We start from the raw sequence: 25,148 nt of genomic DNA, 5'->3' as shown, positions 1-25,148 counted from the left end.
CTCGCAAGGAATCAGCTGTCGCCAGACGGGCGGCGAATATCCGTTGTCGAAGACGTGTCGCTGGCGGCCGCGATGCCGCCTGCGAAGCCTGACAAACGGGTACGGATCTCATCCGGGTCGATGCCGTCCGCATCCGCCTGGCTGGTGGGTGCCGGTGCCGGGGTCGGAACATCCACGGAACCCGGGAGCAGACCGGCTCCCGGGCTGCGGCGCGGTAGCGCGCCGTCGATTGATGGTGCCGGTTTTGGTGCCGCCTCTATCGCTTGGCGGGCTTGGTCGTACGCGACGTCTCCCGCTCCGGCCTGCCATTTCAGCGAGCCGGGCGCGAGGGTCGGGAAGTCTCCGGATCCGGTGGCGGGCCGGAACCAGGCGGCCTGCATCGGCGGTGCCGACATCTGGGCCGGGGTGATCGGGGTGGCCGAGACGGGCGCGGCCGAGACCGGTGCCGCCGGAATGTGCTGGGTGGGTTTGCGCGGGCGCGGCACGATGATGTCACCGGTGTCGGACAGCGCCGAGTGGTCGCCGGTTCCGGTGACGGGCAGTTGCGCGGGCCGGTTGGAGATCTGCAGCGGTTCGGGCCGCGCGCCCACCGGTGCCGCGCCGGGTGCCGCGATCGAGGGGGTGCTGAAGTCGAAGACCGAACGGCCGCTGTCGCTCCGGTCGTTCCCGCCGGAGCCCGCGGCGATCAGGCTCTCCGGCAGCCGGACCACGGCGAGGGTTCCCTTGCCCGCGGTGGAGTGCAGCTGCACGTCGATGCCGTGCCGCGACGCCAGCCGGGCGACCACGAGCAGACCCATGGTCCCGGCCAGTGACGAGGTCAGGCCCGAGGGTTCGGCCAGTCGCGCGTTGATCTCGGCGACCTGCGCGTCCTCCAGGCCGATGCCCTCGTCGTTGACGCTGATGACGACCTCGCGGACGTTGCGCCGGGTCGCGACCCGCACCTTGGTGTTGGGCGGGGAGAACAGTGCCGCGTTCTCCAGCAGCTCGGCCAGCAGGTGCACCACGTCGCCGACGGCTCCGGCCACGATGGAGGCGCGGGCGGCGTCCTCCACCACGACGCGCGCGGAGTCCTCGATCTCGGCGGCAGCCTCGTTGACGACGGTGGCCACCGGGGTGGCGGAGTTGTGGCGGCGGCCCGGGTCGCCCCCGGCCAACAGCAGCAGGTTCTCCTCGTTGCGGCGCATCCGGGAGGCCAGGTGGTTGAGGGCGCGCAGCCGGTGGATGCCGTCCGGGTCACGCTCCACACTGGAGAACTCGTCGAGCATGTGCAGCTGCCGCTGCACCAGCGACTGACCGCGCCGCGACAGCGCGATCATCATGGCGGCCACGTCGAGCCGCAGCATCGCCTGGTCGGCGGCCAGTCGCAGCGCCTGTTCGTGGACGACGCTGAAGGCCTGCGACACGGCGCCGACCTCGTCGTTGGGACCGCGGTTGTCCTCTTTCACCGTGAGCTCGGCCGAGGTGACCGCGTCGTTGACCTGCCGTTCGCTGCGGGCCTGGGTCATCTCCGACACCGCCGAGGGCAGCGTGTCCTCGGCGACGGCAAGGGCGTCGCGGCGCAGGCGACGCAAGCGGCGGCTGATCCGGATCGCCAGCGTCATGGCCGCGATGAAGGTCAGCACCGACAGCGCCAGCACCGCGCCACCGGTGACCAGCGCCGAGACCCACGAGTCGTTCGCCAGTGCCTGGGCGGACTTCTGCAGGTGGTCGCTCAGCGCGGTCTCGACCTTGTGCAGCTGCGCGAACCGGTCGTTCTGCGCGCCGTCCCATTCGCTGGACGAGATACCGGCCTCGTCGCCGTTGAGAAGGTTGGTGGTGGCCCGTTCGACCTTCTGGATCGAGGGCCAGCCGATGAGTTCCTTGGCGTACTGGCCCTTGGCCACGGCTCCGGCGGCCCGGTAGAACTCACCCAGTCGCTGCGTCTCGACACCGAGGTCCAGGGCCAGCTGGGCGGTGTCCTCGTCGCTGATCTTGACGGTGCCGTCGGTGCGGCCGGTCTTCTCCTCGGCGGTGACCAGCGCGTTGTGGACCAGGAACCGCTGGTTTCCGGCGGCCTGTTTGGCCCCGGCCAACGCGGCCACGGCCCGGGACTGGGCGGCGAGGTCCTTGTCGTCGATGTGGCGGTGCAGCGCGTCGGCGACGTCGAGGATGCGGTCGGCGATGGAACGGTACAGCTGCAGGCCGGTGTCGGTGTCGGGCGCGTTGAGCTTGACGTCCTTGTCCTTGGCGAAGGCCTTGAGGTACTCGCGGGCACCGTCGGTCTTGTCGGGGTCGAGGCCCTTGACCTGGTCGATGGCGCCTTCGGCGGTGAACAGGGTGGCCCGAAGCTCCGGCACCAACTCGCGGATCACGTCGGCCTGTTTGCGGAACTGCTCGATGAACTTGTCGGTGTCCCTGACCCGGGCGGCGTACTCGCTGTCGAAGGAGGCCCCGTCGGTCTCGTGGCTGGCGATGGTGGCGGCGACCTCGTCCTGGCCGCGGTGCAGCAGTTTCGCGGAAATACTGGCCATGTCGGACAGGGCCTGGGCACGCCCCGCGTCGGCGTCGGCTCGCAGCGCCTGAACCACCTGTATCGTGCCCAAGGTCAGCATGCCGGCGATCGCGATGACGATGGGCAGCATCAGTCGCAACCGCACCGAGACCGCTCGGCGCTGACGCACTGAGTCGACCCGGCGCTTGGGTGCCTCACCTTTTGCCATGGTGGGGTGAGCCTTTCACATACTTAAATGCGCTCGACAACGCGTAGGTGGCCGTTGGCCGAACTCCAACAGCCTGTCGAGACATCCTGACCTGTCGGAGGGGCCTGAGTCGAGCCCGGGGGGCAATTTTCTCTATATGTGACGGAATTGAAACCGTCGGCTAGGGGTTCGTCTCCTTCATCATCGTTCAGGGCCAAGGGTTTCACGTCAAGGACGCGAACTGCTCCACCTTAAGTGTCGGGCCGGAGACGATGAGTAGGTCTCCCTCGTGAACCTCGGTGCCGGGGTGGGCGAACTCGATCTCGCCGTCCAGGTGCTTGACGCCCACCACGGTGACGCCGTGTTTGGTGCGCAGGCCGACCTCGCCGAGGGTCTTGCCGACGGCCTCGCCGGGCGCCCGGGTCTTGACGATGGCGAAGGACTCGTCGAACTCCATGAAGTCGATCATCTTGCCGGTGACCAGGTGCGCGACCCGCTCCCCCATCGCGGCCTCGGGGTAGACGACGTGGTGGGCGCCCACCCGGTGCAGGATGCGGCCGTGTTTGGCGGTGATCGCCTTGGCCCAGATCTCGCCGACCCCGGCCTCCTCGACGGCCAGCACGGTCAGGACGCTGGCCTCGATGTCGGTGCCGATGCCGACCACGACCCGGTTGAACTCGCCGATGCCCAGCTGTTCCAGCACGGTGGCGTCGGTGGAGTCGGCCTGCACGACGTGGGTGAGGGTGTCGGACCAGCGCTGCACGACCTCGGGGCGCTCGTCGATGGCCAGCACCTCGTGGCCGAGCCGCACCAGCGATTCGGCGACCGCGCCGCCGAAGCGTCCCAGTCCGATCACCGCGACGCTGTCGCCGTCGGTCGTCTTGCGTTTGGATGCCACGCGTTTTTCTCCTCTGTGGAATGTTGCTATCCGACGATGGGACGTTCTTCGGGGTAACGGAACCGGCGGTGCCGTACCCGCAGTGCCAGGGCGGTGGCCACGGCGACGGTGCCGACGCGTCCGGTGTACATCAGGAACATAATGATGATCTGTGCCGTCGCGGACAGATCGGCGGTGATCCCGGTGGACAGGCCGACGGTGCCGAACGCCGAGATCGCCTCGAAGACCAGCTGGTCGAGCGGATGACCGTCGGTCATGAGTATCAGCAGCGTCCCGAGGCCGACGGCACCGACTCCCAGCAGCGCGACGGTCAGGGCCTGGCGTTGGGTGCTATGCGGGATGGTGCGTCCGAAGACCGACACGTCGGGTTCGCCGCGCACCTCGGCCCAGATGACGAAGGCCAGCAGGAAGAAGGTTGTCACCTTGACGCCGCCCGCGGTTCCGGCCGAGCCGCCGCCGATGAACATGAGGATGTCGGTGACGGCCCAGGTCTCGGGGCGCAGGTCGGCCATCGGCAGCGAGTTGAACCCGGCGGTGCGCGGTTGGACGCCGGAGAAGAACGCGGCCAGCAGCTTGTCCCCCAGCCCGAGTGGCCCCAGCGTCTTGGCGTTGTTCCATTCGATGGCCAGGTAGGCGACGAAACCGGCCAGCAGCAGCACGACGGTGGCCAGCACCGTCAGTTTCGTGTGGGTGGACCAGCTGGCGGGCCGGTAGGTCTTGCGGATCAGCTCGACGACGACCGGGAAGCCGAGACCGCCGATGATGACGGCCACGGCGATCGGGATCGTGATGACCGGGTCGGCGACGAAGCTCTCCAGGTTGTCGCGTTCCAGCCCGAATCCGGCGTTGTTGAACGCCGCCACCGAATGGAAGACGCCGTGCCAGGCGGCCCGGCCGAGTTCGTAGCCGTAGCCGAAGTGGTAGCGGGCGGCCAGGATGACGGCCACGACCGTCTCGACGCTGAGGGTGATGAGGGCGACCCGCACCACGACCTTGCGGACGTCACCGAGGCCGAGGCTCTTGGTCTCGGCCTGTGCCACCAGTTTGCGGCGCAGCCGCAGTCGCCCGGCGACGAGCAGGCCCAGCAGCGAGGCCATCGTCATGATGCCGAAACCGCCCACCTGGATCAGCACGGTGATGACGACTTCCCCGAACCCGGACCAGTAGGTGCCGGTGTCCACGGTGACCAGGCCGGTCACGCACACGGCGGACACGGCGGTGAACGCCGCCGTCAGCAGCGGGGCGGCGTCGGCGCCCTGCCGGGAGACCGGCAGCGCCAGCAGCACGGTCCCGACGAGGATCACGGCCAGGAACGACAACGGCACCAGTCGCGCCGGATGTCGCAGTTTGGGAAGCACGAGCGACGAAGATACTCCACTTCGTATGGCCATAGGGGATCAACGCTCAGCCGACAATGGGACGTTCCTCCGGGAAGCGGAACCGGCGGTGCCGCACCCGCAACGCCAGCGCGGTGGCCACGGCGACGGTGCCGACGCGTCCGGCGAACATCAGCACGATGATCACGATCTGCCCGGCGTTGTTGAGGTCACCGGTCAGGCCCGTCGACAGTCCCGCCGTGCCGAACGCGGAGGTGACCTCGAACAGCAGCTGGTCGAACGGGGCGTCGGAGGCGAACAGCAGCGCGATGGTGCCGCAGGCGACCGCGGCGACACCCATCAGCGCAACGGTCAGGGCCTGGCGCTGGGTGCTGTGCGGGATGCGCCTGCCGAACACCGACACGTCGGGTTCGCCGCGCACCTCGGCCCAGATGACGAAGGCCAGCAGGAAGAACGTCGCCACCTTGATGCCACCGGCCGTTCCGGCCGAGCCGCCGCCGATGAACATCAGGATGTCGGTGACCGCCCAGGTCTCGGGCCGCAGGTCGCCGGTGGGGACGGCGTTGAAGCCCGCCGAACGCGGCATCGCGGCGGAGAAGAACGCCGCCTGGATCTTGTGCTGGATGTCCAGCGGCCCCAGCGTCTTGGCGTTGTTCCACTCGATGGCCAGGTAGAACACGAAACCGGCCGCCAGCAGCACGCCGGTTCCCAGCACCGTGATCTTGGTGTGGATGCTCCATTTGGACGGTTTGAAGGTGCGCCGGATCAGCTCCACGACCACCGGGAAACCGATGCCGCCGACGAGGCTGGCGATGGTGACCGGCAGGATCACCACCGGGTCGGTGACGAAGCTTTCCAGACTGTCGGAGTACAGCGCGAAACCGCCGGAGTTGAACGCGGCCACCGCGTGGAAGATCCCGTACCAGGCCGCCTTGGCGGGGGCGTAGTCGTAGCTGAAGCGAAACTGCAGGCCGAGGATGACGGCCACGACGGTCTCGACGCAGATGGCGACCAGCGCGACCCGCACCACGACCTTGCGGACGTCCCCCAGGCCCAGCATCTTGGTCTCGGTGGCGGTGACGAGTTTGTCGGACAGCCGCATCCGCCCCGACACGATCAGCCCCAGCAGCGAGGCCATCGTCATGATGCCGAAACCGCCGACCTGCATGAGCGCGGCGATGACGACCTCGCCGAAACCCGACCAGTAGGTGCCGGTGTCCACGGTGACCAGCCCGGTGACACAGACCGCGGACACGGCGGTGAACAGGGCGGTGATCGGTTCGGCGGCGTCGGAGCCCTCGCGGGAGATCGGCAGCGACAGCAGACCCGTCCCGACGGCGGCCACGCCGAGGAACGCCAGGGGAACCAGCCGGGCCGGATGCCGCAATGATGGACGCACGAAGGTCGATTGTGCCCGACGTCTCACAGGCGACCTCGGTGTCCCCGTGTACATCACCTTGCGTAGTCCGGATACGTCGCTTCGCCGATGCCTGGTTGGGCACGATCACCGTACGCTGGCACAATGCCGCGCCTGCCTACCCGCACCCTGTTCATCGACACGGTGATCGCCCTGGTGCTGGGCGCGGCCACCGCGATCACCACGATCCCGTCGGTCGACGGTGAACCCGGTGAGCAGCTCATCGACGCTGGTGGCTTCGCCGCGATCGCGCTGACGGCGCTGAGCCTGAGCTTCCGGCGGGTGTGGCCGCTGTCGAGCCTGGTCGCGGTGTTCGCCGGGACCACGGCCTACACGCTGCTGGGCTACCCGTACGGGCCGATCTTCCTGCTGATGGCCGTGGCGATGGGTAGCGTCGCCGCCCACCACTCCACCCGGGTCGCCGTCATCACCTGCGCGGTGATGATCGTGGCGCACCTGCCGTATTCGATCCTGGCCGACTCCGACGACGACTCGCCGCTGATCAACATCGCCATCAGCGTCACCTGGCTGGTGGTGTCCACGGTGTCGGGCATGGCGTTCAAACAGGCCCGCGAGGCCCGCGACCGGGCGAAGCTGGAGGAACGCCGCCGGTACCTCAGCGAGGAGCGGCTGCACATCGCCCGCGAGGTGCACGACGTCGTCGGGCACAGTCTCACCGCGATCCGCCTGCACGCCGGGGTCGCGCTGCACGTGCTGCACCGCGACGGGGTCGCGGTGCCCGCCGAGGTCACCGAGAGCCTCACCGCCATCCGGGATTCGGGTTCGGCGGCGCTGGACGAACTGCGGGCGACCCTGGCGCCGCTGGCGGCCGCCGAGACCGAGCGTCCGGTGCTGACGCTGGAGGACGTCGAGGCGGCGGTGACGGCGGCGCTGACCAGCGACGAACTCGCCATCGACGTCACCGTGGACGGACAGCGCGAGGCCATCCCGTCGGTGGTGGACTCGGCCGGGTACCGCATCGTCCAGGAGTCGTTGACCAATGTGGTCAAACACGCCGGGGCGTCGCGGGTCGCCGTCGACATCGCCTACGCCCCCGGCCTGGTCACCATCGAGGTCGTCGACAACGGCCACGGCGCCCCGGACTCACGAGCCGAGGGTCACGGCCTGGCGGGCATGGCCGAACGCGCCACCGCGCTGGGTGGCAGCTTCACCGCGGGCCCCCGCGACGGAGGCGGGTACGCCGTGAAGGCCGAACTGCCCTACGCGACGGTCAAACGATGAACCCGATCCGGCTGGTGGTCGCCGACGACCAGAAGCTCATCCGGATGGCACTGTCCACTCTGGCCGCCGGCGAACCGGACATCGAGCTGGTGGCCGAGGCCGCCGACGGCAAGGCCGCGCTGACGGCGATCCGGGACCACAGCCCCGACGTACTGCTGCTCGACATCCGGATGCCGATCATGGGTGGCCTGGAAGTGTTGCGCCACATCGAGACCGACCCCGACGCGACCGTACGGGTGATCATGATGACCACCTTCGACATCGACCAGTACGTCTTCGAGTCGCTGGAACACGGGGCCGCGGGCTTCCTCACCAAGGACACCGATCCGGAGTTCATCCTGCACGCGGTGCGGGTGGTGGCGGCGGGCGAGTCGCTGCTGTCGCCGGGCGTGACCCGCAGGGTCATCGACCGGTTCACCCGGGGCCGTCACGCCCGGACCGGCGAACCGCACCCGGGGCTGGACTCCCTGACCGCCAGGGAGACCGAGATCCTCGGCTGGGTCGCCACCGGCCTGTCCAACGACGAGATCGCCGAACGCCTGGTCGTCAGCCCCGCCACCGTGCGCACCCATGTCGGCCGGGCCATGATGAAACTGCGGGCCCGCGACCGCGCCCAGCTCGTCGTCATCGCCTATCGCTCCGACATAGACATACCCGAGTAGTACGCGATTTCTCGTACACCGATCACCGTCGTCACGCTGACGACGGAGACGCCGATCAGCGCGAATGTGGTGGGGCAAGGTCCATCCCCGACCCGAAAGGCCCCACATGTCCACCTGGAAACGGCTGGTCGGCTTCGCCGGTGGCAAGCTCGGCCGCTGGCCGGTGGTGTCCGTCTGGATACTGCTGGCCCTGGCCGCCACCGCCGTCACCGGAGATCTCGACCAGCTCAAGGACAACTCCACCGAGGCGCGGCTACCCGCCGACGCCCCTTCCGCGCAAGCGCTGGAACTGGCCGAGGACAAGTTCGAAGACGACGGCCACGAACCGCTGTTCGTCGTATACCACCGTCCCGGCGGCATCACCGACGCCGACACCGCCGCGGCCCAGGCCGACCACGAAGCCCTCCAGGACGAACTGGCCATGCCCGGCGCCACCACCCCCGACCCACTGCTGTCCGAGGACGGCGAGGCGATCGTCGTGGTCGCCGCGCTGCCACCCGAGGCCATCACCGACGATGCCCTGGAAGCCACCATGCCCCAGGTCGACGAGATCCTGGACGCCGACAAGCCGTCCGGGCTGGAGGTGGTGCCCACCGGCCCGGTCGCCGCCGAGTACGACCTGGACGCCGTGTTCGAGGGCCTGGACACGAAACTGCTGCTGGTCACCGCCGGGATCGTGGCGCTGTTGCTGCTGTTGATCTACCGCAGCCCGCTGCTGCTGCTCCTGCCGCTGGCCTGCGTGGGTGTCGCCAACATCCTCACCAACGCCGCGGTGTTCCTGCTGGCCAAGCACGCGTCCATGACCGTCGACAACCAGGCCACCGGCATCCTCACCGTCCTGGTGTTCGGCGTCGGCACCGACTACGCGCTGCTGCTGATCGCCCGCTACCGCGAGGAACTGCGGCGCCGCGAGGACCGCTTCGCCGCCATGCGCGCGGCCCTGCCGTCGACCTTCACGACCCTGCTGGCCACCGCGATCACCACCGCCCTGGCCATGCTGATCCTGCTGTTCGCCGACCTGGGTACCACCGCCGCCCTCGGTCCCGTCGCCGCCGTGGGCATCGGCTGCGCCCTGCTGACCATGGTCACGCTGCTGCCGGCACTGCTGGCCATCTTCGGCCGCGCCGTCTTCTGGCCCGCCATCCCCCGCTTCGACCCCGACGCGGCCGACACCGCCGAAGGACGGCACCGGTTGTGGCACCGCATCACCACCGTCGTCACCCGCCGCCCCCGGGCAGTGTGGACGGTCACGGTGCTGGCCCTGCTGGCCGCCACCCTCGGCGCCGCCACCCTGTCCAGCGGCCTCACCCTCGCCGACAGTTTCACCGACACGCCGGGCGCGGTCCGGGGCCAGAAACTCATGGCCGAGCACTACGACGCGGGACGCACCGCCCCGGTCGAGATCTACACCCCCACGGCCAGCGCCACCGAGGTCGCCGCGACGCTCGCCGACGTCCCCGGCGTCAAGAACCCCCTGGACGAACGGGAATCCACCAACGGCGACTGGACCCTGCAACGGGTGGTGCTGACCGACGACCCCGTCGGCCCCCGGGCGGAGGCCACCATCGACCGCATCCGCGCCGCACTGACCGATGTGGAACCGCGAGCCCTGGTCGGCGGCAACACGGCCACCACGGTCGACGTCAACGCCGCCATGGACCGCGACCTGCGGGTACTCATACCGCTGATCCTCGCGGTGGTCCTCATCGTCCTGATCGTGCTGCTGCGAGCCCTGGTCGCACCGCTGTTGCTGCTGGCCAGCGTGGTGCTGTCCTTCGCGGCCGCGGTGGGAGCCGCCGGTCTGGTCCTGGACGCGTTGGGCTACACCAAGACCGACGGCACCTTTGTCCTCTACGGCTTCCTGTTCCTGGTGGCACTGGGCATCGACTACACCATCTTCCTGATGAACCGCGCCCGCGAGGAGACCGCGCTCCACGGCCACGCCGAGGGAATCCGCCGCTCCCTGACCCTGACCGGCGGCGTCATCACCAGCGCCGGAATCGTGCTGGCGGCGACCTTCGCGGTCCTGACGGTGCTGCCGCTGGTCTTCATGGTCCAGATCGGAGTGCTGGTCGCGATCGGGGTCCTGCTGGACACCGTCGTGGTCCGCTCCCTCCTGGTCCCGACCCTCGCCCTGGACCTGGGCCGCCACACCTGGTGGCCGGGGCGCTTGGCGCGCAAGCCATCGGCGTCCCCGGCCCGCGAGGAGGTGCCCGTCTGACACCTCCGACACCGATCCCACCCCGCCGATCCGCGCCCTGTGGCCCGGATCGGCGGGCCCACCCGTTCGCGTGGCGTTGGCTCGCGGTCGACCACGTCGGTTCCGGCAGGAGCAAAGCTCAGGCGGGTGCGTAGCTGGCGTAGGTGATGCCGCCCCGGAAGGACTTGGCGTCCAGGCGTTTCAGCCACGGCACCTCGTACCCGTCCGGAAACAGCCGTCGGCCCCGTCCCTGCACCGCCGGGTAGGTGAACAGCCGGTATTCGTCGACGAGACCGGCCTCGATGAGGGTGTGGCACAACGTGATGCTGCCGGTGACGACGATGTCCTTGCCCGGTTGTTCCTTCAGGTTCCGCACCGCCTCGACCGGGTCGCCGGTCAGCACCGTGGACTTCTGCCACTGCGGGTCGGTCATCGTGGCCGAGACGACGTACTTGTTCACCTGGTCGAACCAGGCGGTGATACCGGTCTTGTCGTCGGTCTGGTGGGGCCAGAATCCGCGCATGTCCTCGAAGGTCTTGCGGCCCGCCAGGAACGCGTCGCATCGTTCGTCCTGACGATGCGACTCAGCCAGCAGATCGGAGTTGTCGACTTCACCTTGGTCCCGAGGGTCGAACCAGTCGGTCAGGAATTCGATCGAACCGTCAAGCGTGATGTTCTGCGTGATCGCGAGGGTTCGCAAAACGCTTCCCCTTTCGGTGGGATGCCGTCGTGGCACTGTCGTTGCCTGGTCAAGAGTTGAGACCGCGTCCGGTCGCGAAACTCATCGATGCCACGCCAGATCGCTCGCGACGGTGGGCCGAGCACGTGGGCTCGGCCGATGCGGCGCGCGACCTAGCCGATGCTGGCGCGTGGGCTCAGCCGGTGCGGTGCGCGGGGCGACCGAGGCAGGCGCGCGCGGTGCGCGGGTTGACCGAGGCGTCGGGTGGTCAGGCGGTGCGGCGGCGGATGGTCAAGCTCTGCTGCGCGTATCCGAAGTGGCCGGTGGTGTCGTGCAGGTGGCTGCTGGTCACGCCGTGGCCCGCCGCGCCGAACACGACGGTGGTGTCCAGCCCCAGCCAGCCTCCGCTGGGCCGCCGGAACAGGTGGATCGTCAGGTCGAGGTTCGGGTACAGCCAGCTGTCCGGGCTTTCCCGCACCGACAGGCCGTTGGCGGTGTCGACCAGGCCCATCAGCCGGGCGAAGTCGCTGACGGGTTCTCCCGGCACCGGCACCGCCCGGGTCGCGATCCACACGGTCGCGCGGCCGGGTTTGACCGCCCCGACCGGACGGGCCGCCAGCGATTCGATGTAGCCGCCGGGCCACACGCCGGTCAGGTCGATCGGCTCCACCGTCTCGGGCGCGGGCAGCGTTTCGTCCTCGCCGCCGGTGATGCCCGCCGTGTCCTGGGTGATCGAGCGCCAGATCCGGGCCCGTACCGCTGGCCTCTCGCCGGAGACCACGACCGCTTCGAGCAGTTCGATGGTGCGGCCGGGCCGGGTGACCTCGACGTCGACGCTGAACTCGTCCAGGGTGAGCACGCCGAGGATGTCGACGCTGATGCGGCTGATCTCCAGCCGATCGGGGCCGCGGTCGGCGCAGAACCGTTCCACCGCGTGGGTGATCAGGCCGATCATCGGGCTGATGTGCTGTTCGCTGGTGGTCCAGGCACCACCGGTCAGCCGGGTCGGCCGGAACCGCCGGTCGTCGAGCCGGACGAAGTAGCTGTCGACGCTGGTCACCGCTGCCTCCAGGTTCTGCTCGGGTGGTACGGCATCAAAGCACCACGACGATCGCCGCCGGCCGGGGCGAACGTGCCCAGGGGCGTGGATCACATCACCACGCCGGCCGGGCACCTCGGCGTCCCGCCCCGTGGACGGGACAATGACGCCATGGCCATCGCCAAACGTTTCCTCGTGTCGGGCAGGGTCCAGGGCGTGTTCTTCCGGGCGTTCACCCGCGACGTGGCGCTGCGGGAGGGGCTGACCGGGACGGTGCGCAACCTGGCCGACGGCCGGGTCGAGGCGTACGTCGAGGGCCCCGACGCCGCGGTCGCCGCGTTCGAGCGCGAGTTGCGCGTCGGCCCGCCCGCCGCGCGAGTGGACGAGGTCGCAGCCTCGTCCGAGAACCCGGTCGGTGCCCGGGATTTCCGCATCACCGGTTGAGCGCGCCTCGCCGCGCTCGGGTGACCTCCGCCACCGTCGATACTGGTACGACCCGAGCAGGAGAGGTGACCATGGAGTTTCATCCGGGCCGGATCGCCACCGACGAGGTGGGTTTCGCGCGGCACGGCGTCCTGGGGCGGATCCGGTTGCATCGGCCCAAGGCCATCAACGCGCTCACGCACGCGATGATCGCCGCGATGCTGGCGCAGCTGGACGACTGGGCGAGCGACGCGTCGGTGCGCGCGGTGGTGATCGACGGCGAGGGTGAGCGGGGACTGTGCGCGGGCGGCGATGTCCGGCAGCTGCGGGAGGCGATCCTGCACGAGGTCGGTGACCCCGAGAGCTTCTGGGACGACGAGTACCGGCTCAACGCGGCCATCGCCGACTACCCCAAACCCTTCGTGGCCATCATGGACGGTGTGGTGATGGGCGGCGGCGTCGGCATCTCCGCGTACGGCTCGCTGCGCCTGACGACTCCCCGTTCCAAGGTCGCGATGCCCGAGACCGCGATCGGGTTCTTCCCCGACGTCGGCGGCCTGCATCCGATGTCCCGCGCCCCGGGCGAGCTGGGCACGCACGCGGCGCTGACGGGCCTGCCGATGACCGGGGCCGACGCGGTGCTGTGCGGGCTGGCCGACACCGTCGTCGAACCCGCCGACATCGAGTCCATCATCGACGCTCTCGCCGCCGGAACGCCACCGGCCGAGCTCGCCCTGCCCGTCCCGCCGCCGGCCGAACTCGAAGCCGAGCGGGACTGGATCGACGCCTGCTATCGCGGTGAGGACGCCGTCGCGATCGTCGCGGCGTTGCGCGGTCGCCCCGAACCGGCCGCCCGCCGCGCCGCCGAGGTCATCGCGTCGCGCAGTCCGCTGTCGGTGGCGGTGACGCTGGCCGCGATCCGAAAGGCCGCGACGATGTCCCTCGCCGAGGTCCTGGACCAGGACCGCAGGCTGGGCCGCCACTTCGTCACCGAACCCGACTTCGTGGAGGGGGTGCGCGCGGTGCTGGTCGACCGCGACGACAACCCCCGCTGGCGGCACGACGGCCTCGCCGACGTCACCGCCGACGAGGTCGCGCGCATGTTCACCTGAGGCGCGGTCCCGCCAGTTTGTACCGGACCCGGCAGCTGACCGCACTGGTGTGCTTGCGCACCGCGCGGTCGAGGACCTTGCCCCGGTTGTTGCGCAACAGTCGCTGCCACAACCGTTCCGGCTCGATCTCGGCGATGACGACGAACACCCGTCGGCCCCGGTAGTTGCGGTTGACGAACTCCGCGACCGGCTTGCCCAGGTCGCGGTGCGGCGCGTAGACCAGGGCCAGCGACACGTTGGGGTGCCAGGCTTCCCACTCCTTCAGGAACCGCTGCCTGTCGCGCGGTTCGTCGGGGAACACGACCCGCACCGCCATCACCTCCTCGCCCAGCGACATCGCCGCCGACAGCGCCTCCCGGCTCAGCGACGAAACACTGTGGACCGGGACGATGACCACCGGCTGGTGCGTCGCCGGGGACTGCGGGATCTCGCCGAGCCGCAGCCGTTCCCCGATCGACTCGTACGCCCCGCAGACCCGCAGGAACCCGAAGACCAGCAGCGGCAACGCCACCACGATCAGCCAGCCGCCCTCGGTGAACTTGGTCGCCGTGGTGACCACTGTGGCCACGGCGGTGAGCACGGCGCCGAAACCGTTGAGCGCCAACCGCCACCGCCAGCCGGACTCCCGGTGCGTCCACCAGTGCACGACCATGCCGGTCTGGGCGAGCGTGAAGCCGACGAAGACGCCGATGGCGAACAGCGGCACCAGCGTGTTCATGTCACCGCCGGAGACGACCAGGATCACCGCCGCGATCCCGGCCAGCACGCCGACCCCGTAGCGGTACACCTGCCGGTCGGCGCGCAGCGCGAACACGTGCGGCAGGTAGTTGTCGGCGGCCAGCAGCCGGGCCAGCACCGGCAGCCCGCCGAACGAGGTGTTGGCGGCCAGCGCCAGCAGGATCATGGTGGCGAACTGGACGACGTAGAACGCGATCCCGTGTCCCAGCGCGGCATTGGTGACCTGCGCCAGCACCGTGGTGCCGTCCTGCGGGTGGATGGAGAACTTCTCGATCAGCACGGCGATACCGATGAGCATGACGCCCAGAAGCCCGCCCAGCGCCAGTTCGGTGCGCTGGGCGCGTCTGGCGCGGGGCTGCCGGAACGACGGCACCGCGTTGGCGATCGCCTCCACGCCGGTCAGGGCGGCGCAGCCGTTGGCGAATGCCTTGAGCAGCAACAGGATCCCGACGGTCTCGACCGCGCCGGACGACGGCAGCGGCGCGGCGGCCGGGCCGTCGCGGAACAGGCCCACCGCGATGACCGTCCCGATCGCCAGCACGTAGACGACGGTGGGCAGCATGAACGCCCGCGCGCTTTGCGCGACGCCGCGCAGGTTGATGACGGTGATGACCGCCAGCACGCCCAGGCTCAGCTGCACCGGGTACGGCGCCAGCTGCGGGACGGCCGCGGTCAGCGCCGCCACGCCCGCGGCCACGGACACGGCGACGTTGAGGACGTAGTCGAGGACCAGCGAGGCGGCGGCGGTCAGACCGGCGTGCTTGCCCAGCCGGGCCTTGGCCACCCCGTAGGCGCCCCCGCCGCCGGGGAACGCGGCGATGACCTGCCGGTAGGAGAACACCAGCACGGCCAGCAGGACGGCGATGGCGATCGTCACCGGCAGCGTGAACCCGAGTCCGTAGGCCCCGGCGGCGGCCAGCACCAGCACGATCGCCTCGGGACCGTAGGCGACGGATGCCATGGCGTCCAACGACAGCGCGGCCAGCCCGCCGCAGACGGTCAGCCGGTGCTTGTCGTCGCGCGCGGCCGCCCCGGCGGGTGGGCTGTACTTTCGCCGGGGCTCGGGTTCGTCGTGCTCGGGGGCGGGATGGAGCTTGAGGGGTGTGGTCACCACTCCACGGTGCTGCGGTTCCGCGTGCGGCGACAGGGTTCCTGACGCCTTCGCGACGCGCTCCCCGGCGATCGCTACGGCGTGTTGACGCCGGTCAGGCCCTCGCGCTCGCCACCACGTGCTCGGCCCGACAGCCGCCCTCAAGCCATCGCGCTCACCGGCGCCATCGCGCGCTCCGGCCCGACGGCCGCTGTCAGGCCACCAGGTCGGGGGCCAGGTCGTCGAGGCTGGCGGCGCCCGCCAACGTCATCGCGTGCCGCAGTTCGCCGGTCAGGTCGGCCAACAGCCGCCGCACCCCGTCCGCGCCGTCCACCGTCAGCGCCCACAGCACCGGCCTGCCGACGAACACCGCCGTGGCGCCCAGTGCCAGGGCCGCCAGGATGTGCGAGCCGCGCCGCAGTCCGCCGTCGACGTACACCTCGGCGCCGGTGCCGTCCAGGGCCCGGACGATCTCCGGCAGCGCGCGGGCGGTGGACACGGCCCCGTCGAGCTGGCGGCCACCGTGGTTGGACACCTGTACCGCCGCCGCCCCGGCGGCCACGCATTCGCGGGCGTCGTCGCCGCGCAGCACTCCCTTGACCACCACGGGAAGTCCCACGGTCTCGCGCAGCCAGCCGATGTCGGCGAAGGTCAGATCGCGGGCCTTGTCGAGGGCGCCGTCGGGCAGCCCGTCGGTGTCCAGGTTGGCCTGCAACTGATCGCCGGTCACCAGGTCCCACACGCTGTCCCCGGCCTGGAGCTTGTGCCCCACCTCGGGAGTGTCGACGGTCAGCACCACCGCCCCGGCACCGGCGGCCTTGGCCCGCTTCAGGACCTCGACGCTGAAGCCCCGGTCGCGGACGATGTACGCCTGCACCCACCACGGCGCGCCCTGCCGCCCCAGCACCTCGAACCGGGTGCCCGCGTTGGTGGACACCTCCAGCAGCGAACCGGCGCTCGCGGCGCCGCGAGCCGTGGCCGACTCACCCTCGTCGTGGGCCAGCCGCTGCAAGGTCGTCGGCGCCACCAGTACCGGGGTGTCGACCGGCTGCCCCAGCACCGTCGTGGCCGTGGACACGGTGGACACGTCCCGCAACACTCTGGGCCGCAACCGAAGCGCGTCCCAGGCTGCTGCGGCCTCGGCGGTGGACATCCCCGCCGCCGCGCCCTGGCCGAAGTACTCGGTCACCGGCGGCGGCAGCAGTTCGCGGGCCCGGTCGGGAAGTTCGTCGATCCAACGCATCCCGCCATCCTCGCCCAAACGGCCGTCGCGGGCACGGGGTTATTCGCCGGAGTCAGCCACCCAGCAGCGGCGTGTGCCGTTCCCGCAGCACGGGGTAGGTGGCCCAGTACATCTTCACGACCCGGCCGTCGTCGTCGCGGACGAGCTCCAGCAGTTCCCCGGCCTCGCGGCCGGAGACGGTGCGCATCCGGTCGGGACCGTCGGGGGCGAACACCGACGGCGGCAGGTCGGCGGGCGCGCCGTCGGCGCGCGCGAGCAGAGCGCCGTCGCGCCAATGGAAGTCGAACCCGAAACCCTCGCTCCACCAACGGCCCAGAATGCTGGCGTACTCGGCCGGAGCCGGTTCCCCGATCGTCCACACCGGAATATCGGCGGGGTCCTCCTCGGCGGACAGCCGCAGCAGCTCCGCGGCCAGATCGATGGCCTCCCCGCCGGTGCCCGAGGAACCCATGGTCGCCACGCCCAGTCCCTTGGGGACGTCCGGTCCGACGCGTCCGAAGGCCGCGGCCAGATAGCCGAACATGGCCCCGTTGTGTCCCACGTTGTAGACGCGATCGCCCTGGTTCTCCAGCATCAGGCCCAGGCCCATCGCGCTGTTCCACTTCGCCTCGTCGCGGACGATGTGCGGGTGCCGGGCCTCGGCGAGGGTCGCGGCGGCCAGGATCTTGCCGTCCGGGTCGAGGCTGTCGGGGTGGGCCAAAAACGCCGCCCAGCGCGAGGCGTCGGCGGGCGTGCTCCACAACTGTCCGGCCGGGGCCGCGCCGCCCATGGGCTCGCCGAGTTCGGCGCGGGCGTGGTCGGTGTAGTAGTCGACGAGGTAACCGGTCGCGGCGGTGTCGCGCGCCTCGACGGTGGTGTCCTTGAGCCCGAACGGACGCAGGATGTACTCGTCCAGGACCTCCTCCCAGGACCCGCCGCGTTTGCGCGCCGCCAGGTGCCCCAACGCCGCGAAGGCCAGGTTCGAGTAGTGGAACCGACGCTGCGGCGGCAGCACCTGCTCGGCGGCGGTCAGCTCACCGAGGATCTTGTCCACACTGGGCGCCTCGGTGGACTCCCAGTCGTAGTTGGCCGGTTCCCGGCGGATACCGGACCGATGGCTGAGCAGGTCCCGGATCGTCCGGGTCCCGCTGCCCTCCAAGTGTTCCCCGATCGGGTCGTCCAGATCGAGCAGTCCGGCGTCGCGGCACTGCATCACCAGCACCATCGTGAAGGTCTTCGTGATCGAGCCCAACCGGAACTGGGTGTTGTCGTCCAGGGTCTTGCCCGGCCCGGCGTCCCCGACCTGAAAGGTCCACAACGGCCGGTCATCGCGACGCAACGCCACCGACAGCGCGGGCACCCGGCCCTTGGCCTGCGCCCTACGCGCCGCGCGTTCCAGTTTCTCCTCGATACCCATTGCCACACGCTATGCGCAGTCAGGCCCCGTCCGCAATAACCGCCGGGGGATAGCGACGGGGCTTACACACATCGACCAGCTGCGATGCCAGGTCGAACAGGACCGCCCCACCACCGGGCGGCGCGATCAACTGAATAGTCGACGGCAGCCCGTCGGCACGCGTCCCGACGGGCAACACCAACGCGGGCAACCCGATCAGCCCCCACACGGCGGTGAACGCGGCCGCCCGGGCACTGGCGCGCAGGTTCTCCCGCAGGCCCATCCGCGACCAGTTCTCCCCCGGCGCCGCCGGGGCTGCCAACGCCGGGGTCACCAGCACGTCGATCCCATGGTCGGTGAACCACTCCACGACGTGCGCCCGCGTCCGGGCCCCGTCCCCGAACAGCACCGACAACCCACCCCGCAGCGTCCGATCCCCCACGGCGGCCAGCCGCCGGGTCCGCCGCTGCAACCGGGCCCGCTCGAACCGCGCCGCCCGCTGCCCCGCCGCCGCGGCCCACGCCGTGAACGAGGCCCCCGAAGCCCGCGTCCCCAGGTTCGGGGCGAACCTGCGGGTGTCGTGCCCCAGATCGGTCAACGTCCGCACGACCTCCAACAGCGACTCCACCGTCTCGGCGTCCGGATTGATCGGCCCCCGCATCTGCCCCACCCCACCGATGGGCGGCCGATCGGTGGCCGCGATCCGCAACCGGTGCGGCTCACTGATCACCGACGGCCGGGTCCGCGTCAACACCGCGTGCGCCTCCGCCGCGTCCCCCACGGTCGTGGCCAGCACCCCCGCCGCCCCCGACAGCCACCCCGCGGTGTTCTCCCGGTACTCGGCGGGATCATGCTCGGCACTCACCCCGATCAGCCCACAGGCCGCCGCGGTGGTCCGCACACCCCCGGCAGTCCCCGGCCCGTCACTACCCACGGCCAACGGCACCGTCCCATCGGCGACCACCACAGCGGCCCCACCCGAAGGCCCGGCCACCCCCCGATCGGCCCGCCACGGATTCGCCAACGGCCCCTGCCCGTCATCGGTGGAAGCCCACAACCCCAACTCACTCGAGCGCGTCGACCCGATCACCACGGCCCCGGCGCCCCGCAACCGCCGCACCACCTCATGGTCCCTCGACGCCACGGGCAGCACAGCGGCGTTCGACCCATGCCGAGTGTGCTGCCCGGCGACCGAAAACCGCTCACAAACCGCCACCGGCACCCCGGCCAACGACAAACTCGCCAAGTCCGGCAACTCGTCCACCGTCTTGGCCTCGGCGAGCGCACTGCGCCCCCTCGCCGCGGTGAACGCCCCAGAGATGGCGGCCCTGGCCTCCCCCTCAGCGATGTGCTCGGCCACAACAGTCGCCGCCGTCGCGTCCCCCCGTCTCACCGCGTGCGCTATCTGCCGAGCCGTAGCCCGTGGCCAGCTCACCCGAACGCCCGCGCCAAATCAGCGATGAGGTCCTCGACATCCTCGATCCCCACCGACAACCGCACCAGATCCGACGGCACCTCCAACGGCGAACCCGCCGCCGAGGCATGCGTCATCCGCCCGGGATGCTCGATGAGCGACTCCACCCCACCCAACGACTCCCCCAACGTGAACAACTCAGCGCTGTTGCACACCCGCAGCGCGGCATCCTCACCGTCCGCCATCCGGAAACTCACCATCCCGCCGAACCGCCGCATCTGCTTCACCGCGATGTCATGCCCGGGATGCGTCTCCAACCCCGGGTAGAAGATCTCCGCGACCTCCTCCCGCTGGCCCAGCCACCCCACGATCTTCTCGGCATTGTCACAGTGCCGATCCATCCGAACCCCCAAGGTCTTCGCCCCGCGCAACGTCAACCAGGCGTCGAACGGCCCCGAAATCGCCCCCATCGAGTTCGAGTGGAACGCCAAACCCTCGGCCAACACATCGTCGTTGACCACCAACGCGCCCCCCACCACATCCGAATGCCCGCCCACGTACTTCGTCGTCGAATGAACCACCACATCCGCCCCAAGCACCAACGGCTGCTGCAAATACGGCGACGCGAAAGTGTTGTCCACAACCAAAATCGCCCCCGCCTGATGCGCGACAGCGGCCACAGCGGCGATGTCGGTGATGTTGAGCAGCGGGTTGGTCGGCGTCTCGACCCACACGATCTTCGTGTTCGGCGTGATCGCGGCCAGCACCCCATCGACGTCCGAGGACTTCGCGGGCGTGTAGTTCAGCCCCCAACGGGTCGCGACCTTGTCGAACAGCCGGAACGTCCCGCCATACGCATCGCCAGGGATCACGACGTGATCGCCGGGCTGGCACACGGTACGCAACAGGGTGTCCTCGGCGGCCATACCGGAGGCGAAGGCGAAGCCGTGACGCCCTTCCTCAAGTGCCGCAAGGCATTCCTCGAGAGCTCGCCTGGTCGGGTTCTTGGTGCGGCTGTATTCGTAGCCCTCGCGCATGCCGCCCACGCCGTCCTGCTTGTAGGTGGAGGTGGCGTAGATCGGGGGCACGACCGCGCCCGTGCGGGGGTCGGCCTCCTGTCCGGCGTGAATGGCGCGCGTGGAAAAGCCCGGAAAGTCCTTGGTCATGGGCATACGCTAACTGACGCTTAAGGACGACTGGCGTGGATAGCGGCCACCGAGGGTGCACTCGGAGTTACCGCAGGTCCTAGGGGGTGACGGTGGCACGAATCTGTGATTCAATGACCCGCCGCGGCCTCGTATGGTCGTAAGCGTTCAAGGGGTTAAACAACCTAAAGACACAACAACAACTGGGTAGAGGATCACAGAAATGACTGAACCGGACATTGCCACCGGAGACTTCGACGGCGACGGCGTTGAGGACGACACCGCTTACGGTTACGACGACAACAACGATGGTGTTTACGACCAGGTTGACGTCGACCTGAACACGGACGGCGGCAACGACGTCTCGGGCTTCGACCAGAACGACGACGGTGTCTACGACCACGTCCAGTACGACTCCGACGGAGACGGTGAACAGGACTCGGCGATGAGCGACACCAACTACGACGGCACCATCGACGAACAGGGTGCCATCTAGTTCAGCTTGATTAACACGCCGGAGCGTTGGGCATCGCTCGCGGCTAGGCGGGCCCGGATTGAATCCGGGCCCGCCACTTTTGTGTCCGACGCATACTGGAGGGCATGAGTGACAACGTCCACACCGTGTTGAACACCGCAATCGACGGGCCGGTGCCCGCTGGGCACGAAGTTGCCGTCTTCGGAATGGGCTGTTTCTGGGGTGCGGAGCGATTGTTCTGGCGTTTGGACGGGGTCTATACGACTTCAGTGGGTTACAGCGGGGGCAGCGACAGTCCGCCGAGTTACGAGATGGTTTGTACCGGGACGACGGGGCACGCCGAGGTAGTGCAGGTGGTTTACGACCCGGCGAAGGTCAGTTACGAAACGCTGCTGAAGACGTTCTGGGAGAACCACGACCCAACACAGGGGAACCGGCAGGGCAACGACATCGGAACTCAGTACCGGTCGGTGATCTACACGACTTCCGAGCAGCAGTTGAAGACGGCGGAGGAATCGCGGGAAGCGTTTCAGCCGGTGGTGACGGCCGCTGGGCTAGGGCCGATCACGACTGAGATCCAGCCGCTGCCGAACTACTTCCTCGCGGAGGATTACCACCAGCAGTACCTCGACAAGAATCCGAATGGATACTGCAATCACGGACCGAACGGGATGAGCTGTCCTATTGGTGTCGCCCGGTAGGTGACAGAGTTACGCCGTGGACTTTCGGATTCTTGGCGCGCTTGAGGTTTGGAACGGTTCCGAGCGAATCAAGATCACAGGTCGATTGCATCCAAAGATCCTTGCCGGCTTGCTGTTGAGCACTGGACGAACAGTGTCGTTGCCGTGGCTGGTAGACCTGCTTTGGAACGACGATCCCCCAGTGACAGCACGACGGCAGGTACAAAACGCCGTAGCGGCACTGCGACGACAACTGGAGGTCTTTCACCCCGGCCTCGTTCAGCAGGTTGGCCAGGAGTACCGCATCAACATCGCTGAAGAAAATCTCGACCTGCGCCGATTCGAATCGGCAACGCGAAAAGCTCGGCAACTTATAGAAACCGGCAGGTGGCAAGAAGGCTTCGATGGCTTTCGTACCGCCTTGGCGCTATGGCGCGGCCCAGCACTGAGCGGATTCAAGGGCCAGGTTGTGGACTCTGCCGCCGCTCGCCTGAATGACATGTATCTGTCCACCTACGAGGAATACGCCCAAGCTGCGTTGGTACTCGGTGAACCCGAACGCGTCATCCCCAAACTTCAGAAACTTGTTGGCGAGCACCCTCTACGACAGCGGCTTACTGCTCGGTTGATGCATGCCCTTCACCAAGCGCATCGCACCCCGGAAGCATTGCGCCTTTTCGATGGATTCCGTAAAGCTTACGCCGATGAGCTGGGACTCGACCCTGGAACCGAGCTCATGAATCTACACGTCCGGATAGTGCAGGACGACCCAGTGCTTCTCCCTCAGCCAGCATCCTCCAATTCCTTGCTGGACAGTGCTTCGCGGCAAGGCACCGCCGTGTCCGCAGCCAAGCCTCAGAGCCCTGTTCCCGCTCAGTTGCCTACGGACGTCGCGACGTTCACCGGTCGTAATGCGCATCTGGCAGCTCTTGACCGCTTGCGGGACAGTGGGGTGCGTACGGGGATCGTCACTGCGATCACAGGAATCGGCGGAGTAGGCAAGACCGCGCTGGCCGTTCACTGGGGCCATGCGAGGCGGGAGAACTTTCCGGACGGGCAGTTGTACATCAACCTGCGGGGATTCGATGAACGCAAACCCTTGACTCCGCATGAGGCGATTTCTCGGTTGCTGCGAACATTGGGACAACCCGCCAACACCATTCCTTCCGATCTGGAGGAAGCCGCTGGTCTTTACCGGTCGTTGTTGGCTGACAAACGCATGCTGGTGGTGTTGGACAACGCACGCTCGCCCGAACAGGTCGGGCAGTTGTTGCCCGAAGGGTCCGGAAGCCTGGCGCTTGTTACCAGCAGAAACCGACTAGCCAGCCTCGCCACCACTCACGGCGCAGAGCACGTGAATCTGGATACTCTGAGCCCCAACGAATCTCTTGACTTGTTCACGAACATTCTCGGCCCACGTGCGCTGGAGGACATCGAGTCGACTCGTCGCGTGTGTGCACTATGTGGGCAACTACCGTTGGCGCTGAGGGTGGTGGCCGCAAACCTCATTCAATATCCGAATAAGTCACTCGCACAGCTTGCAAACGAGCTTGAAGGTGGTTCGCGGCTATCGCAGCTAAGTATTGAAGGCGACAACACCACAAATCTCACCGCCGTCTTCAATCTTTCGTATAGCGCGCTAAGTGATGCCTCGCAAAGCGTCTTCCAATACTTGGGCGTTATTCCTGGAGACGACTTCACATCCTCCCTCGCCGCGGCAATTACGAAGACCTCAGAAACCACGGTCCAGTCTGCATTCCAAGAACTACAGTCAGCTCATTTGCTTGAACAACCTCAAGCAGGTCGTTTCCGATTTCACGACCTCGTGCGCGAATACACACAGACTCTTGCATCCGTGAGACTTCCGGAGCAAGCTCGCAACGACGCCGTAGGCCGACTTGTCAATTGGTACGGCGACTCATCCAAACCTCGCTTTCACGAGTTTAACAATGTCGTCGCGGCGTGCGCGGCTTTTCAACACCATGGCGAACTGTGGATTCTAGTGAGAGAGCTTGCGCGTTTTGCGAACGAAGGAGCCAATACAGACATAGCTCGCCAGATCGCGGAAAGCGCTCTTCAAACTGAAGAACAAGATCGCAACATAGTGGCCAAGCTAAGCATACTTAACTCCCTTGCAGGAATATACGATGCGGGGGGAGACACTACGGCCGCGCTTGAGACTTCCAGAACCGCAGCATCTCTACTATCCCAAACGGAAGACGAAGATCTTCATGGCCAGATCCTCGGTAACCTTGGCAGGCTTCTCTATGGCTATGGTGAATACTTTGAAGCCGAACAATACCTGCGACAAGCGCTTCAAATTGCCGAGAAGAACAATGATCAACAGCGAATGATGATCCGTGCCTCCAACTTGGGAAGAGCCTGCCGAGGAATGGGAAGGTATGATGAAGCTGAAAGTCATTTGCTTCATGCACGTCACATTGCCACAAAGAACCAAAAACCGAACCTCTTGGCATCCATACTCATGTCACTAGGGAATCTATATTGCGACGCTGGTAAATACGATGACGTCCTTGCCGTTTCGCACCAATCTCTGGCCATCTCGCGCGAAATTGGAGCAACAAGAATCGAAGCCATGGCGATGCTGTTCATTGGCCAAGCACTTCACGTAAAATGTAAGCCTCAGGAAGCGTTGAGCTACTTGGGAAGCGCGCTACAAATCTTCCGTGACGAACATCGGGTGGGAATGCAAATTGATGCACTGCAGAAAGTTGCAGAATTGCAGCTCGATATAGGTGACGTACCCAGGGCAAGAAAGCATCTGGCTATGACCAACACACTCATTGACTCGAATCGGTCAAGTAACGCTTTGAACGGAACTCAAGCACGAATCCTTTGTCGAGTTCACTGCGCAGCTAGGGAATTCGAGCAAGCAAGGGCGCACGGTGAACTGGCTTGCCAGATCTTTCGCACGAGCAACCAAGATCCACTCCGCCTAGCCCGCTCCCTGGACGCCCTGGGCGAAGCCCACCAAGGCAACAACGACCCCGCCGCCGCCCGCGACTGCTGGACCGAAGCCCTCGCCATCTTCACCGACCTCGACGTCCCCGAAGCCCCCAAGCTCCGCGCCAAGCTCGCCGCCCTCCCCACGCATCCCTGACCCGAACGAGCGCGCCCCGCGAAGGTTCGCCTCCTGAGGCCGCTCGCAGCCCGCTCGCCGGGACGTTTCCCGCTCGCCAGGCAGCCTGACTTTTCCGTGACCTATGGCCCTGCCGTTTCGGCTTATCGGGTGGGAGCTCGCGCCGATCCGGTATTGGGTTGTCATATCAACGGCTGTTTT

19 protein-coding genes are annotated in these 25,148 nt (G+C 67.8%); 8 read left to right on the top strand and 11 right to left on the bottom strand.

The genetic code is table 11. The features are described from left to right. Window positions 1-11: 11 nt before the first annotated feature. The 4 genes from SNAS_RS07455 to SNAS_RS07440 form a co-directional block, all read right to left on the bottom strand. On the bottom strand, window positions 12-2,699 hold the full coding sequence (locus tag SNAS_RS07455) for a sensor histidine kinase (protein ID WP_013016789.1): 2,688 nt from the start codon (window positions 2,697-2,699) through the stop codon (window positions 12-14). Window positions 2,700-2,901: 202 nt separating this feature from the next. Further along, window positions 2,902-3,576, bottom strand: coding sequence for a potassium channel family protein (locus SNAS_RS07450; protein ID WP_013016788.1), 675 nt, complete (start codon window positions 3,574-3,576; stop codon window positions 2,902-2,904). A gap of 26 nt (window positions 3,577-3,602) precedes the next feature. Then, a complete protein-coding gene (locus tag SNAS_RS07445; protein ID WP_013016787.1) occupies window positions 3,603-4,967 on the bottom strand; it encodes a TrkH family potassium uptake protein in 1,365 nt (454 codons plus the stop codon). A 13-nt stretch (window positions 4,968-4,980) separates the two neighbouring features. Continuing rightward, a complete protein-coding gene (locus tag SNAS_RS07440) occupies window positions 4,981-6,366 on the bottom strand; it encodes a TrkH family potassium uptake protein (RefSeq protein WP_083787050.1) in 1,386 nt (461 codons plus the stop codon). Between the two features lie 69 nt (window positions 6,367-6,435). Here SNAS_RS07440 and SNAS_RS07435 point away from each other — a divergent pair, with 69 nt between their 5' ends. The 3 genes from SNAS_RS07435 (at window position 6,436) to SNAS_RS07425 (ending at window position 10,455) form a co-directional block, all read left to right on the top strand. After that, on the top strand, window positions 6,436-7,572 hold the full coding sequence (locus SNAS_RS07435) for a sensor histidine kinase (RefSeq protein ID WP_013016785.1): 1,137 nt from the start codon (window positions 6,436-6,438) through the stop codon (window positions 7,570-7,572). Further along, entirely contained in the window at window positions 7,569-8,234 is a 666-nt protein-coding gene (locus tag SNAS_RS07430; RefSeq protein ID WP_013016784.1) for a response regulator, read from the top strand. The genes SNAS_RS07435 and SNAS_RS07430 overlap by 4 nt, the downstream gene beginning before the upstream one ends. Before the next feature lie 106 nt (window positions 8,235-8,340). Then, window positions 8,341-10,455 carry an MMPL family transporter gene (locus SNAS_RS07425; protein ID WP_013016783.1) on the top strand — a complete coding sequence of 705 codons (2,115 nt, stop codon included), beginning with the start codon at window positions 8,341-8,343 and terminating at the stop codon, window positions 10,453-10,455. A gap of 118 nt (window positions 10,456-10,573) precedes the next feature. On the opposite strand, the gene SNAS_RS07420 is transcribed toward SNAS_RS07425, so the two are convergent. Together SNAS_RS07420 and SNAS_RS07415 are read right to left on the bottom strand one after the other, a co-directional pair. Next, window positions 10,574-11,134 carry a dihydrofolate reductase family protein gene (locus SNAS_RS07420; RefSeq protein ID WP_013016782.1) on the bottom strand — a complete coding sequence of 187 codons (561 nt, stop codon included), beginning with the start codon at window positions 11,132-11,134 and terminating at the stop codon, window positions 10,574-10,576. 247 nt (window positions 11,135-11,381) lie between these two features. Then, window positions 11,382-12,173 (bottom strand): thioesterase family protein, encoded by a 792-nt coding sequence (locus tag SNAS_RS07415; protein ID WP_013016781.1) that lies wholly within the window; start codon window positions 12,171-12,173, stop codon window positions 11,382-11,384. Window positions 12,174-12,323: 150 nt separating this feature from the next. Between SNAS_RS07415 and SNAS_RS07410 the strand changes: the two genes are divergently transcribed. Both SNAS_RS07410 and SNAS_RS07405 read left to right on the top strand, forming a co-directional pair. Continuing rightward, the gene (locus SNAS_RS07410) at window positions 12,324-12,596 is read left to right on the top strand and encodes an acylphosphatase (RefSeq protein ID WP_013016780.1); all 273 of its coding nucleotides are present in this window, start codon (window positions 12,324-12,326) and stop codon (window positions 12,594-12,596) included. A 71-nt stretch (window positions 12,597-12,667) separates the two neighbouring features. Beyond that, on the top strand, window positions 12,668-13,687 hold the full coding sequence (locus SNAS_RS07405) for an enoyl-CoA hydratase/isomerase family protein (RefSeq protein ID WP_013016779.1): 1,020 nt from the start codon (window positions 12,668-12,670) through the stop codon (window positions 13,685-13,687). Here the strand turns inward: SNAS_RS07405 and SNAS_RS07400 are convergent. The 5 genes from SNAS_RS07400 to SNAS_RS07380 form a co-directional block, all read right to left on the bottom strand. Further along, window positions 13,680-15,539, bottom strand: a complete 1,860-nt coding sequence (locus SNAS_RS07400) for an APC family permease (RefSeq protein WP_013016778.1) — start codon at window positions 15,537-15,539, stop codon at window positions 13,680-13,682. The two genes, SNAS_RS07405 and SNAS_RS07400, sit on opposite strands and share 8 nt — an antisense overlap. A 190-nt stretch (window positions 15,540-15,729) precedes the next feature. Continuing rightward, the gene (locus SNAS_RS07395) at window positions 15,730-16,758 is read right to left on the bottom strand and encodes an alpha-hydroxy acid oxidase (RefSeq protein ID WP_013016777.1); all 1,029 of its coding nucleotides are present in this window, start codon (window positions 16,756-16,758) and stop codon (window positions 15,730-15,732) included. Window positions 16,759-16,810: 52 nt separating this feature from the next. Further along, window positions 16,811-18,154, bottom strand: coding sequence for a serine hydrolase domain-containing protein (locus SNAS_RS07390; protein ID WP_013016776.1), 1,344 nt, complete (start codon window positions 18,152-18,154; stop codon window positions 16,811-16,813). 19 nt (window positions 18,155-18,173) lie between these two features. Continuing rightward, on the bottom strand, window positions 18,174-19,493 hold the full coding sequence (locus tag SNAS_RS07385; RefSeq protein WP_169313860.1) for an amidase family protein: 1,320 nt from the start codon (window positions 19,491-19,493) through the stop codon (window positions 18,174-18,176). Between the two features lie 71 nt (window positions 19,494-19,564). Then, window positions 19,565-20,719 (bottom strand): cystathionine gamma-synthase, encoded by a 1,155-nt coding sequence (locus SNAS_RS07380; protein ID WP_013016774.1) that lies wholly within the window; start codon window positions 20,717-20,719, stop codon window positions 19,565-19,567. 196 nt (window positions 20,720-20,915) lie between these two features. Between SNAS_RS07380 and SNAS_RS07375 the strand changes: the two genes are divergently transcribed. From SNAS_RS07375 to SNAS_RS33805, 3 genes are all read left to right on the top strand, one after another. Further along, the gene (locus SNAS_RS07375) at window positions 20,916-21,188 is read left to right on the top strand and encodes a hypothetical protein (RefSeq protein ID WP_013016773.1); all 273 of its coding nucleotides are present in this window, start codon (window positions 20,916-20,918) and stop codon (window positions 21,186-21,188) included. A gap of 104 nt (window positions 21,189-21,292) precedes the next feature. Next, the gene (gene msrA / locus SNAS_RS07370) at window positions 21,293-21,868 is read left to right on the top strand and encodes a peptide-methionine (S)-S-oxide reductase MsrA (protein ID WP_013016772.1); all 576 of its coding nucleotides are present in this window, start codon (window positions 21,293-21,295) and stop codon (window positions 21,866-21,868) included. Window positions 21,869-21,884: 16 nt separating this feature from the next. Then, window positions 21,885-24,968 (top strand): AfsR/SARP family transcriptional regulator, encoded by a 3,084-nt coding sequence (locus tag SNAS_RS33805; RefSeq protein WP_013016771.1) that lies wholly within the window; start codon window positions 21,885-21,887, stop codon window positions 24,966-24,968. Window positions 24,969-25,148 lie beyond the last annotated feature (180 nt).

The sequence above is a fragment of the Stackebrandtia nassauensis DSM 44728 genome (assembly GCF_000024545.1).
Classification (GTDB): domain Bacteria; phylum Actinomycetota; class Actinomycetes; order Mycobacteriales; family Micromonosporaceae; genus Stackebrandtia; species Stackebrandtia nassauensis.
The sequence above is the reverse complement of the archived record's forward strand: the minus strand, read 5'-3'. Positions and strand labels throughout refer to the sequence as shown.

What these genes read in the sequence shown, in the direction of transcription:
- SNAS_RS07455 (WP_013016789.1), bottom strand. Translation starts at nt 2,699, where the DNA reads ATGGCAAAAGGTGAGGCACCCAAGCGCCGGGTCGACTCAGTGCGTCAG.
- SNAS_RS07445 (WP_013016787.1), bottom strand. Translation starts at nt 4,967, where the DNA reads ATGGCCATACGAAGTGGAGTATCTTCGTCGCTCGTGCTTCCCAAACTG.
- SNAS_RS07440 (WP_083787050.1), bottom strand. Translation starts at nt 6,366, where the DNA reads ATGTACACGGGGACACCGAGGTCGCCTGTGAGACGTCGGGCACAATCG.
- SNAS_RS07435 (WP_013016785.1), top strand. Translation starts at nt 6,436, where the DNA reads ATGCCGCGCCTGCCTACCCGCACCCTGTTCATCGACACGGTGATCGCC.
- SNAS_RS07430 (WP_013016784.1), top strand. Translation starts at nt 7,569, where the DNA reads ATGAACCCGATCCGGCTGGTGGTCGCCGACGACCAGAAGCTCATCCGG.
- SNAS_RS07425 (WP_013016783.1), top strand. Translation starts at nt 8,341, where the DNA reads ATGTCCACCTGGAAACGGCTGGTCGGCTTCGCCGGTGGCAAGCTCGGC.
- SNAS_RS07410 (WP_013016780.1), top strand. Translation starts at nt 12,324, where the DNA reads ATGGCCATCGCCAAACGTTTCCTCGTGTCGGGCAGGGTCCAGGGCGTG.
- SNAS_RS07405 (WP_013016779.1), top strand. Translation starts at nt 12,668, where the DNA reads ATGGAGTTTCATCCGGGCCGGATCGCCACCGACGAGGTGGGTTTCGCG.
- SNAS_RS07395 (WP_013016777.1), bottom strand. Translation starts at nt 16,758, where the DNA reads ATGCGTTGGATCGACGAACTTCCCGACCGGGCCCGCGAACTGCTGCCG.
- SNAS_RS07390 (WP_013016776.1), bottom strand. Translation starts at nt 18,154, where the DNA reads ATGGGTATCGAGGAGAAACTGGAACGCGCGGCGCGTAGGGCGCAGGCC.
- SNAS_RS07380 (WP_013016774.1), bottom strand. Translation starts at nt 20,719, where the DNA reads ATGCCCATGACCAAGGACTTTCCGGGCTTTTCCACGCGCGCCATTCAC.
- SNAS_RS07375 (WP_013016773.1), top strand. Translation starts at nt 20,916, where the DNA reads ATGACTGAACCGGACATTGCCACCGGAGACTTCGACGGCGACGGCGTT.
- msrA (WP_013016772.1), top strand. Translation starts at nt 21,293, where the DNA reads ATGAGTGACAACGTCCACACCGTGTTGAACACCGCAATCGACGGGCCG.